Origin of the sequence: Leifsonia sp. 71-9 (genome assembly GCF_001898805.1) — a bacterium.
Classification (GTDB): domain Bacteria; phylum Actinomycetota; class Actinomycetes; order Actinomycetales; family Microbacteriaceae; genus Leifsonia.
Window position 1 is genome coordinate 172,643 of sequence record NZ_MKVJ01000019.1, and the last position, 11,046, is coordinate 183,688.

Annotated in this window: 10 protein-coding genes; 1 reads left to right on the forward strand and 9 read right to left on the reverse strand. The window is 63.9% G+C overall.

What is annotated here, in order from left to right; translation table 11 throughout:
* Positions 1-918: 918 nt before the first annotated feature.
* Entirely contained in the window at positions 919-1,635 is a 717-nt protein-coding gene (locus tag BGO91_RS14865) for a hypothetical protein (RefSeq protein WP_290473509.1), read from the forward strand.
* A gap of 181 nt (positions 1,636-1,816) precedes the next feature.
* On the opposite strand, the gene BGO91_RS14870 is transcribed toward BGO91_RS14865, so the two are convergent.
* From BGO91_RS14870 to BGO91_RS14910, 9 genes are all read right to left on the reverse strand, one after another.
* Positions 1,817-2,716: a fructose bisphosphate aldolase gene (locus BGO91_RS14870; protein WP_290473510.1), complete on the reverse strand. Its 900-nt coding sequence runs from the start codon at positions 2,714-2,716 to the stop codon at positions 1,817-1,819.
* A 106-nt stretch (positions 2,717-2,822) separates the two neighbouring features.
* Positions 2,823-4,262 carry an NADH-quinone oxidoreductase subunit N gene (locus tag BGO91_RS14875; RefSeq protein WP_290473511.1) on the reverse strand — a complete coding sequence of 480 codons (1,440 nt, stop codon included), beginning with the start codon at positions 4,260-4,262 and terminating at the stop codon, positions 2,823-2,825.
* Positions 4,259-5,797, reverse strand: coding sequence for a NuoM family protein (locus BGO91_RS14880; protein WP_290473512.1), 1,539 nt, complete (start codon positions 5,795-5,797; stop codon positions 4,259-4,261). The genes BGO91_RS14875 and BGO91_RS14880 overlap by 4 nt, the downstream gene beginning before the upstream one ends.
* Entirely contained in the window at positions 5,794-7,656 is a 1,863-nt protein-coding gene (locus BGO91_RS14885) for a proton-conducting transporter membrane subunit (protein WP_290473513.1), read from the reverse strand. Before BGO91_RS14885 ends, BGO91_RS14880 begins: the two co-directional genes overlap by 4 nt.
* A gap of 6 nt (positions 7,657-7,662) precedes the next feature.
* Positions 7,663-7,968 (reverse strand): NADH-quinone oxidoreductase subunit K, encoded by a 306-nt coding sequence (locus BGO91_RS14890; protein WP_290473514.1) that lies wholly within the window; start codon positions 7,966-7,968, stop codon positions 7,663-7,665.
* Positions 7,965-8,528 carry an NADH-quinone oxidoreductase subunit J gene (locus BGO91_RS14895; RefSeq protein WP_290473515.1) on the reverse strand — a complete coding sequence of 188 codons (564 nt, stop codon included), beginning with the start codon at positions 8,526-8,528 and terminating at the stop codon, positions 7,965-7,967. Before BGO91_RS14895 ends, BGO91_RS14890 begins: the two co-directional genes overlap by 4 nt.
* A gap of 6 nt (positions 8,529-8,534) precedes the next feature.
* Positions 8,535-9,497, reverse strand: coding sequence for a complex I subunit 1 family protein (locus tag BGO91_RS14900; RefSeq protein WP_290473516.1), 963 nt, complete (start codon positions 9,495-9,497; stop codon positions 8,535-8,537).
* A complete protein-coding gene (locus tag BGO91_RS14905) occupies positions 9,490-10,683 on the reverse strand; it encodes a hypothetical protein (protein WP_290473517.1) in 1,194 nt (397 codons plus the stop codon). Before BGO91_RS14905 ends, BGO91_RS14900 begins: the two co-directional genes overlap by 8 nt.
* On the reverse strand, positions 10,674-11,046 hold a 373-nt coding region (locus BGO91_RS14910; RefSeq protein WP_366925298.1), incomplete at its 5' end, for an NADH-quinone oxidoreductase subunit A. The genes BGO91_RS14910 and BGO91_RS14905, both read right to left, overlap by 10 nt.

Sequence of the window (11,046 nt, forward strand, 5' to 3'; positions counted from 1 at the left end):
CGCGGCTTGATGCTCGCCGATCCAGCGTCTGGGGAGGAGTCAACTCGATTTCGCGGCGTTCGAACGCGTGTCTTTCGCGTCGAGACGAGAAAGCGTCCACTGCAGCCGTATGGTTCGAGCGCCTTTCCGTCGGCTCGGATCGCGGCAGGCCGCCCGGCTCGACGGCGTCCTGTGACAGGGAGAAGTCCCCAGCAGACGTGCTCGAGCGTGCCACGCAATGCCTTTCGCCGGGGGGGATGCGAACGGACCAGGTGATCCAGAGTTCGCAATGGGAATACCCGGTAATGGTATGCGCTCGTTACCAACTTGTCACATTCTGTGTCTGAGCCTGCAGTCAGGCCGGAACCGCCGACGGCGTTGTCGCACCGTTCATGGTCGTCGCCCTAGCGGATACAGCCGCAGCCGGCGCGTTGCCATCTTCGTCGCATTCGTCGCGGACGGGCAATAACGAGATCGGCATCCTCGTGCCGCTGACCTCGAACGGTTGCGCATCGTCTGGAGGGTCGGCCGGCGGCCTGCGGGTAGCCGGCCAGTTGACCGCGCGGATCGGCATAACGGTCCCGCAATCGGCACGGTCGGGCCACCGGCGCAAAGGTGCGCGAGTAGCCATTGGGCCGCGAATCCAATAAGACAGATTCGCCCATCGTCAACTGAGAGGCGCACATATCAGCCAATCCGCCGCGGTCAGCAATGAAATTGTCGATGACCACGAGGCCGAGCAAGATCAACGCCGTAGCGAGCCGATCATGACAGTCGATTCGTGTACCGGCGCCGATGCGCCTGCCGTAGCGCACAGTGCCGCGCAGAACTCGGCGTCCCTGGGTCGGGCAGCGCGTGTCTTCGACTCGCGCATGGTCGCTTGTGCAGCGTCGGAGGCGTGACCAAACCCCAACGCCTGCTATCAGCGCAGCGGCGAGAATGAGCAGGACGACCGGCACGACGCGCACGGCGCGCAGTCCCGACCTCCAGTTGCTGGGCTCAGCGATCCAGTTGAACTGTGTGAGACCCCGTGTGCATCACGCGTTCGGGATCTCAGGCTCGGTGGTTTCCTTGCGGATACGGCCCAAGGTGCGGATGATGTGGCACATGACTAGATCTGGCTCGCTGAGTCAACCCCGGGGGGTGCCGACCGATCATGTGCACCGCGCGCTGTGGCGGCACATTGGTACCCCTGCGGCGATCTACGGCACGATCGTCTACGCGAGCGTGGTCGCTGCGACGTCGATCGGTCTCAAAGAGTCAAGCGCGGCATGGCAGGTGCTCATCTTCGCCGTGGTCAGCGTCATCGTGTTCTGGGTCGCGCACGTCTTCTCGACCGCTCTCGGTTTCCAAGGAGATGCCGACCGCCTTCGGGACAGAGTGAGGGATTCACTTAGGCAGGCCTTGCAGGAATCGAGTGGGATGCCAGAGGCAGCCGTCGTTCCATCCGCTCCGCTTCTGCTGGCCGCGCTCGGGTTAGTGACGATCGACACCGCAATATCAGTCGCGCTCTGGTTGGCAGTAGTGATGCTTGCGTTGCTGGGCTACCTCGTCCTGTCGGTGCGCTCTCGACCTTGGTGGGCGCGCATCGCGGCAGCGCTCACCAGTGCGCTCTTCGGCATCCTCGTGATCCTCCTCAAGACAGCCCTGTATTAGACCGGACAACGAGCCTGGGTCAGCGCTTCTTTGAAGCTGAGTGCCAGCCCTGAAGTGACTCTCGCCTCAGGCCAAAGTGAGGGGCGAAGGCGGCGCTGATTGGCTGTTCCGGTGTGCGGGAACGGCCTGAAGATCAGGCCCGTGAATGTGATCGCCCTGCACGAGTGCATGGAGATCGACATTAGGCGGGCGACTTGTGCACGGATGCCGCGTAGACCTGCGCGAGCGATGCGTTCAGGCGCGCGTTGAATTGCTCACTGGTTTGTTCGGCGGCGAGCCCTTCGAGCAATGCGCGGGCGAAGCTTGCGATCATGCCCGGTTCCTTGGCCAGCAGGTCGCATGCCTCGTCACGGCTGTACCCACCGGAGAGCGCGAGCACTCGCAGCACCCGCGGGTCGGCGGCCAGATCGGTGTAACGGCCCGTTAGCGTCGGGATCGTCAGTTTCAGCATGATCGCGGCGTCGTCTGGCAGCGCCTCCAGGCCAGCCAGCAAAGCGTTGTGAAGCAGTGCCTCTGCCTCGTTCTTATGTGGGCTGTGGATGCTGACCTCGGGTTCGAGAATCGGCACGAGCCCTGCCCTCGCGATCCTTGCGGCGTACTCGAATTGTTGGTCGACAATGGCGCTCACGCCGCCCTTATCCGCGTCGTCGATCAGGGAGCGCATTTTCGTGCCGAACATGTGGTTCCGGTTAGCCAGCTCAAGAAGGTCATCGAGCGTGTCAATCGGCTTCATCAACGACACCCCGTGCCGCTCGTCGGCAAGCCCCTTATCCACTTTGAGAAACGGTACGACTCGCTTTTCGGCCCAGAGATAGCGCCCTGTCGGGACGCCGCCGATATCGCGTTCCATGGTCTGCTCGAACAGGATCGTACCGAGTACGCGCCTTCCATCAAACGCTGGGCTGGTGATGACGCGGGAGCGCATTTCGTGGACCAGGTCGAACATCTCCGCCTGGGATTCGTATCGGCTCTCGGGGATGCCGTAATCGGCCAGCGCCTTTGGAGTGCTACCGCCGCTCTGGTCCAGTGCGGCAAATAAACCGCGACCGGAACGGACCTGCTCCAACTGCGTCACGTTCATGCGTTCATCCTGATCCGGCCCCGGAGTCCGTGCAAGACCACCTATACGCTGCCGAGCGGTTAGACAAAAGAGCAGACTCTGCGCTCACTGCCAACCCCGGGTGCGGTCAGTTGAAGAGTTGTAGGAGTGGATTTGCTGCGATACCGATGGCGAGGGACACAGCGCCGAGCACAATCGTAAGGCGGAGGCTGTGAGCGCCGACGGATTCCGGCACGGCCGCGGTGTTCGGTTGCCCGATGTCAGTTACGCCTCGCTGGAACAGGGGGAAGATCCAGCGAAGGTAGTAGAAGAGGCTGGCCACTGAGTTGGCTGCCGCGAGGATCACAAGCCAGTCCAGGTTGGCCTCGAATGCGGTGGTGAAGGCCGTCAGTTTTCCTACGAATACCGCGGTCGGCGGTGTGCCAACCAGCCCGAGAAGGCAGATGGTCAGACTGAGTGCGGCCCAGCGGTGGCGGCGGAAGAGTCCGGTGTAGTCGACTAAGGCGCGTCGGCTGGCGAATGCAGAAACGACGGCGAATGCGCCGAGGTTGGTGATTGTGTAGCCGAAGAGGTAGTAGAGCAGGCTCGGCAGAGCGCGCGTGGGTTGCTGATATGCGGCCACGATCATCAGCAGGTAGCCCACTTGGCTAATGGTTGAGTAGGCCAGCAGCCGGCTGACGCTGGTTTGGAAGAAGGCGGCGAGGTTACCCAGTGTCATTGTGACCGCGGCGAGCAGGGCGAGGATGAGGGTCCAGTTCAGGGGGACGTGTGCGAAGACGTCGGTGCTGAGCCGGAAGAGTGCTACGAGCGCGCCGATCTTGGGGATGGTGGCGATGAACGCGGCGACCGCCGGCGTGGCGCCCTCGATGGCGTCGGGCACCCAGAAGTGGGCGGGAACGGCGCCGGCTTTGAACAGCAGCCCGGCGGCCAGCGCGAGAATTCCGATCGCCGTTGCTCCCATCGGTCCGCGTGGCAGGCTGCGGCCGAGTTCCGCATAGGAGGTGCTACCGCCGGTGGCTAGGAGCAGTACGACACCGACCAGTATGAGCATTCCGAATAGGGCGCCCATCAGGTAGTACTTCAGCATGGCTTCGGTGCCAAGGCGGTCTTTTGCGAACCCGACCAGTGCGTAGAGGGGGATGCTGGCCAGCAGGTATCCGGACGCGAGCACGAGCAGGTCGCTGGCACCAGCGACCACGGTGGTGCCGAGTGCCCCGAGCAGCAGCAGCACGTAGAACTCCGATTCTCGCTTCATGCCGGCAATCTGGTCATTGGCGAGCCCGATCACGATTGCTGTGCCCACAAGCACCGCAAGGCGTACCGCGTTCAGTGCGATGTCGATCGTGTAAGTCCCCGCGGCCGTGACCACGGGCGGCTGTGTCATCGCGACAACGGTGGCGAGCACGGCGACGAGGATGCCGACTAACGCGAGGACGCGGACCAGCCATTGCCTTCGCCGGGGCAGCCAACTGCCCACCAGGAGACCGAGCACTGCTGTCACGGTGACCGCAAGTTCCGGGACGAGGACGGTCAGATCGATCTCCTGCCCGGCCTGCATACCGTTCATCGGCCGACCAGAGCTATCAGGGCGTGGGCGGCAGGCTCGATCACGCCCAGCAGGAATCTGGGCACCACGCCGATGATCACCGACAGCAGTAGCAGTGGCGCGATGGAGGCGAACTCGCGTGAGAAGACGTCCTTGATGGGTGTGTCGGCGCCATCCGACGTGGTAAGCACCCGATCGGTTTCGAGTGGATGCCGCTGGTGGCCGAGGAAGATGCGCTGGAACATGCGTAGCAGCAAACTGGCGGTGATCACGATCCCGACCACGGATAAAGCTGTTGGTATCGGCGCCGCCCCGAGGCTGCCAGTGAAGATCTGGAACTCGGCGATGAAGCCGGAGAGCCCAGGCAGTCCCAGGGATCCGAACACGGCCACCACCATCAGCCCGGCGAAAACCGGCGCCCGTGTCGCCAGTCCGCCGTAGGCGTCGATATCGAAGGTTGCCCCGCGGGCGTAGAGCACCCCGGCGAGCAGGAACAGTGCCCCGGTCAGTAGGCCGTGGCTGACCATCTGTGTCACCGCACCGCTGACCGCCAGAACTGAAGCTTGCACGTTTGATCCGGTTGCGAGTCCCGCAGCGCCCAACCCGAGGATGATGTAGCCCATATGGTTGATCGAGGTGTAGGCGATCATGCGTTTCAGGTTCGTCTGCGCCATCGCCACCAGCGCACCGTACAGCACAGAGATCACCCCGACGATGACAAAAACCATCGCGTAAGCGCGCCACGCGTTGGGGAGGATCGGCATCGCGATCCGCACGAAGCCGTAGGTGCCCATCTTCAGGAGCACGCCAGCAAGGATCACCGAACCCGCAGTCGGCGCTTCGGTGTGCGCCGGCGGCAACCAAGTATGGAACGGAACCGTCGGGGTCTTGATGGCAAGCCCAAGGCTGATGGCGAACAGGATGGCCCCGGCGAGCACCGGACTAGATTTCAGCGGGTCTTGCCGCACCAATTCCGGAATGTCGAAGGTGTGCGGTGTGCTGGCCAGATAAAGGCCGATGAAACCGAGCAACAGCGCCAGAGATCCGATGAAGGTATAGAGGAAGAACTGAAGGGCCGCCCGCGCCGCGCCGGCGTGACCCCATCCGGCGATGATGAAGTACATGGCCACGATCGACAGGTCGAAGAAGACGAAGAACACCAGCAGATCCAGCGACACGAACAGGCCAAAGGAGACGGTCTGCAGAAACAGGAACAACACCACCCAGGCGCGGGTCCTGCGCTGTTCGCGTAGTGAGTAGATGGCGCAGGCCAGGAACAGTACCCCGGTCAGCGCGACCAGCGGCAGCGAAAACCCGTCGACGCCGATGTGATAACCGGAGCCGAGCGTCGGCAGCCAGCGAATGTTCTCCTCGTAAGCGAACCCGGTCCTCCCGCCGCCGATATACCCGATCCACAGCAGAACGATCAGCGCAAGCTCAACGGACGCCAACACCACCCAGGCCCACGCGAAGAACCGCACCCGGGTTCGCGGCACCACCATCAGCAGAGCAGCCACGACCGTGGGCAGGAATACGAGGCCAGAGAGCACGGTCACCCCACGAGAACGAAGACGGCGGCAAGCACGACCAGGATGATGATCGCCTGGACGTAATACTGGTAAATCAGCCCGGTCTGCGGGCGAACAGCGGATGCGGCAAGCTTGCGCGCGCCGCCGGCAACAGCACCGACCGCCCCGCTGAGGCCGCGCTCAAGGCGGGAATCCACAAAGCGAGACAGGCGCAGTGCGCCGGCGCCAAGGGCATCCCCGACGTGCGCGATGACCCGGTCGTCGAAGCGGGCGCACCACACGGACAGCGCGGTGACCGGACGGACGATGACGGCGTTGATTTCAGCCTCAAGCCCGAGCCAATCTCGCAACCACCCGAACTCGGCGACCAGCTCGTTCGCACCCTCCAGCCGCCGATGCTGCCACCGCGCCACGACGACGATCACCGTCACCGCCAGCAACGCCGACACCACTAGCTCCCAGGGGGCAGGCACAATGGGCTGTGGTAGACCGAGCGCCCGCGCCCATGCGGCGGACAACGACGGGATACCGGAAACACCGAGCACGGCTGCCGCGGCGGCCAATCCCGGCAACGGCAGCAGCTCACTGACCGGCATATGCCCCGCCCTGATTGAGGCCAGCGGATCATCGGTTACGGGTTTCGTCCAGACGACGGCCAGCGCCTTGGCCGCATAGGCCGCGCTTAACCCGGCCGCGGCGAGACCGATGATGTACAGGGCTGCGGAGCTCGGAAGTGTCGCGGCGAGAATCTGATCCTTGGCCACCCAGATCGACAGCGGCGGCAGCCCTCCCAAGGCCAGTGCCCCGATCGTAAACGTGACACCGGCTGCGGGATGCATGCGGGCAGCACCGCGCAACCGCAACAGATCCTTTGTGCCCAACAGGGCAAGCCAGGCGCCAGCCACCAGAAATAGCAGACTCTTCACCGCTGCGTGCGCCACGAACTGGGCTGCCCCGCCGACGATGCCACCGACGCCTGCAGCCAGCACGATGAAGCCAATCTGGGAACAGGTCGATGCCGCCAACAATTGCTTCAGGTCGCGTTGCGCCACCGCAACAGCCCCAAGCATCAGTGCCGTCAACGCGCCGACCCAGGCCACCACGGGGCCCAGCCAGCCGGTGGCCGCCATGCCGGGTTCGATCCGTAGCAGGAGGTACCCTCCGGCGGCAACCATGGTGGCCGAGTGGAGCAGGGCCGACACCGGGGACGGGCCGGCCATGGCATGCGAGAGCCAAAAACTGAACGGCAATTGCGCCGATTTGCCGAGAGCCGCCAGGGCCAAACCGGCCAGGATCACATCGCGCCAGCCGCCGGGGATGCTTCCGAGTTGCGTCAGATTTAGGCCAGCCCCACCACCGGCCAGCGCAGCCCCGGCCGCTACATACATGCCGACGTCTGCGGATCGTGTCGTGATGAACGCGATTCCGCCCGACCGCACCCGATCTGTGTCGGGCCACCAGAATCCGATCAGCGCGTAGGAGGTGGCGCCCATGATCTCCCAGGCTGCGAGCAGCGTGAACACGTTCGTGGCGGTCACGGTTACCAACATGGCGGCGACGAACAGCAGCAGCGTGCCGAAGAAGCGGGCCCGAGCCTCGCCGCGTCCAATGTCCCCGACCGCGAAAACAGATACAGCCAGGAACACACCGGCGACCGTGATCACGGCGATCGCAGCTAGCCCATCCACCGCGAGAGCGGCCGGTACGCCGTCTAGGGCTGCGACGTGGAACGTCGGTCTCATAATCGCCGCATCGATCGCCAAGCCCAGTTCGACGAACCCCACCGTGACCGCGGCCGCCGGAGCGATCGCATCCGCCCGCCGACCGGCGAGAAGCAGCACAATCGCCATCGTCGCGGGCAGCACAGCGAGAATGAGAAGAATCACCGGCGGCTAGCCCTTCAGATCGGATGCGGAGTCGACCATGTCCACGTCCCGGGTGCGGAAGATCGCGGTCGTTACGGCGAAACCCATCGCCATCTCCACCGCCATCGCCGCCATCGCCACCAGAATGACGGTCTGCGCGTCCGGGCGTCCCGGGCTAATGAAGTACCAGACAGCCGCTGCCGCCACAATGATGCCGTTGATGGTGAGCTCGAGACCCATCATGATCATCACGATCGACTGCTGACTGAGCAGCCCGTACAGGCCGACCGCGAACAGGGCGGCAGCAAAGATCAGGAACAGGGGCAGCGTCATCGGCCCAAGCCCCCTTTCACCGGATCCTGTGGTGGCCGGATACTCAGGTCGTCACCAAACCGGTCGTACCGGCCGCGCGCGGAGGAGAGCACGATCACCGCAACCATCGTCGCGAAGAGGACGATCCCGATGATTACCATGACCAGCATGTGAGGGCCCATGATATCTAGCCCCAAATCCTTAGTCGGCTCGAGCGCGGACGCGCGGCCCGTCCGCGGCCACGGGGTAATCAGCGCGCCCATAGCGAGGACGACAAAGACGACGGCCGCGATGACCAGTGACATCCGGTTGTTGTGGACCATCTTCATCGGCATCAGACCGGCCGGATTCATCATGTACATGAGCATGAAGACCAACATGATCATCATCTCCATCACCATCATCAAGATGACCAGCACACCCAGATACGACAGCCCCAGCAACAGGATCGGCACAGCCGCGAGAACGAACGAGGCCAGCAACGCGAACGTTGCACGCGCCATCGAATTCACCCGAAACACCGTGACGCCGCACGCCACCGACCCCAGAGCACACACCCCGAAAACAATCGCTTCGACCATCAGCGCTCACATCCATCCGACTAAGACGAAGATCGAGACCACCAGCGCCTGCAGAATCCCCGCAGGCAGCAGCACAATCCAGCTGATCTCGGTGAACCGCTCCATCCGGATCGTCGGCCACCGCTGCCCCACCCACACCAACACCGCCAGTACGGCCACTGTCTTCACCAGCAGCCACGCCCACCCCGGCAGCACCGGTCCGGCATCACCGCCGAGGAAAAGCGGAACCGCCATCGCACTGCCCACCGTCAACATCAGATACCGACCGACCAGGAAGACCAACCGATCGACGCCGGACAACTGCGCCGCCACTCCACTGGCGATGTCACGACCAACAGCTTGATCAAATGGCCCCCAGAAGGAGAACCCCATCACCGAGAGCAGGAACACGATAAAGGCCACCGGCATAACCACCACAAACCAGAGTCCTCCGGTCTGTGCCGCGGCAATGTCGCTGACCCGCAGGGAGCCGGCGCCGACAGCCACCGTAACCAGGGCAAACATGTGCGGCAACTCATAGGCGAGACCCTGGGCGAGGAAACGATTCGCGCCGACCACTCCCCACGCCGAGTTCGAACCCCAACCGACCATCCAGACCGCCACCCACGCAAGCACCTCCATCGCGTTGAACCAGACCACGCCAATGGAAAGATCGCTGATCGCATGGGGACCCCGCGGCTGACTGTCAAATGGCAGTATCAGCAGCGCCATGATCGCGGCGATGGGCAACAGGGCGCCGCCGACTCGCGCGAGCAAACGGTCGGAACCGGGAACAGCGGTGCGCTGCCGCACCAGTAGCCGGGCCACCTCGCGCGCCGGTGCCGCCCATGCTCCGGTCCACGGGGAGCCGGCCTGCCGGGCACGCATCAGCGCCGTGGTAGCAGCCACGGCGTACCCGAACACGCCAAGCAGTCCCACCGCGACCAGGGTGCTCCACAGTGCGTCCTCGAACTTCGCCGCCTCACCCATGGGAACCACCAAGTGAGCGCGCGTGCAACGCCTCCAGATCGGGATCGAACGAGGCAACGATCAGCCGCGCGGCGGCGACCTCCTGTCCTGCCAGAACCGAAGGCAACATCGAGAGGCCGGCGCGTGCGTGCTCGGCACGCTGCACACCCCACGCACCACCCGCTGACTGACCGTTGGCTACGGGATTCTCGATGACCGATGTGATCTCCTCGACCCATCGCCCGCATCGTGCCCACACATCCCCACGAAGACTTCCGGGCGCATCCGAACCAACCTGGCCCAGCCCGCTCATCGACCAGCGCAGGACCCGCGAACGACGAACCCGCCGAATCCACCGAACAAAGCGAGGATGCACCGCTGCTCCGGGGGCAGATTCCAGCAGCTGATCGCGCAGCCAACGACCGGTGTCAGCCGCGCTCTCCCAGCCCGCAACACTCAGGAAGCGCTGCAACGAATCGGCAGCAGCAGCAGCCCTCACCCTCTGCTGATCATCCGCCCCCGCGTCGAACCAAAATGACGAGCGTGCCCAATCACCGACGACCTCCGGCTCAGCCGCCTGCACAACGTCGCCCTGAACCACGAGACGCACGATGAGCCCTGATGGCCAGGCTGACAAAGCCGGCCCGAGAGCAACATGCAACTGATCGAGCTTCAACCCATCGCGGTCCCTGCCCCGATCGGCCATCGGAATGCCACCAGGCATCTCCATACTCATATCCATTTCGCCCATGCCGGCCACGTCATGGTTGTCCATGTCGTGACCAGTCGTGCGCGCGTCGACGTTGTCGTGCGGCTGAACGGTCGAGCTCCAGTCCATGCCATCGGGGTCCATGCCGCGAACGCCAGCATCGATACGCGGCGCTGCATCAGCCCGTAGGCCCGCGAGACCCCACATTTCCGTACGCGACTCGTCGAGCTGCCGGGCAACCGCATCCGGCATCGCAACACGAACCAGCGCGCGAGGACTCGGTATCTGGTCCCAGAGGCGGTCGACCACTTCGCTGAAACGGTTTCCGCCGCTCCCACACACGACCAGGATGTCGGCGTTCGCCGGGGTGACGGCCTCACCCCAGCCCCGCCGCCGCAACTCACGCTCCACAGCCAATCGGGTCGCCGTCGAGCCGGACGCACCCACAACAAATGCTCGAGGAATCGTGAGCTGCAACAGACGGCGGGTCACGTCCACCGGAAAACGCCCTCGCGCCAGGCGTAGACGACCGCGGTAACCAGCACAGCAAGGAAGGCGAACATCTCGACTACGGAACCGGCACCCGTCTCACGCACCGCGAGCACCCACGGGTACATGAAAACCATCTCCATGTCGAACACCAGAAAGACGATCGCAATCGTGTACCAACGCACGTGGTACCGAGAGACCCCATGCTCCGTCACTGGCATACCCGACAAGAACGGTTCCTGAACCAACACCCGACCCGAGATGCGCACCAGCCGGGATATGCCGTAAAGCGCGACAAGCAGGAGCAGAGCTACGGTAAGCACCACCAGAACATAGATCATTTCGCCACCTCCTTGTCCAGAATTCCCCCCA

Coding starts and splice junctions, on each gene's coding strand:
- BGO91_RS14865 (WP_290473509.1), top strand. CDS start 919: ATGAGCAGGACGACCGGCACGACGCGCACGGCGCGCAGTCCCGACCTC.
- BGO91_RS14870 (WP_290473510.1), bottom strand. CDS start 2,716: ATGAACGTGACGCAGTTGGAGCAGGTCCGTTCCGGTCGCGGTTTATTT.
- BGO91_RS14875 (WP_290473511.1), bottom strand. CDS start 4,262: ATGAACGGTATGCAGGCCGGGCAGGAGATCGATCTGACCGTCCTCGTC.
- BGO91_RS14890 (WP_290473514.1), bottom strand. CDS start 7,968: ATGACGCTGCCCCTGTTCCTGATCTTTGCTGCCGCCCTGTTCGCGGTC.
- BGO91_RS14895 (WP_290473515.1), bottom strand. CDS start 8,528: ATGGTCGAAGCGATTGTTTTCGGGGTGTGTGCTCTGGGGTCGGTGGCG.
- BGO91_RS14900 (WP_290473516.1), bottom strand. CDS start 9,497: ATGGGTGAGGCGGCGAAGTTCGAGGACGCACTGTGGAGCACCCTGGTC.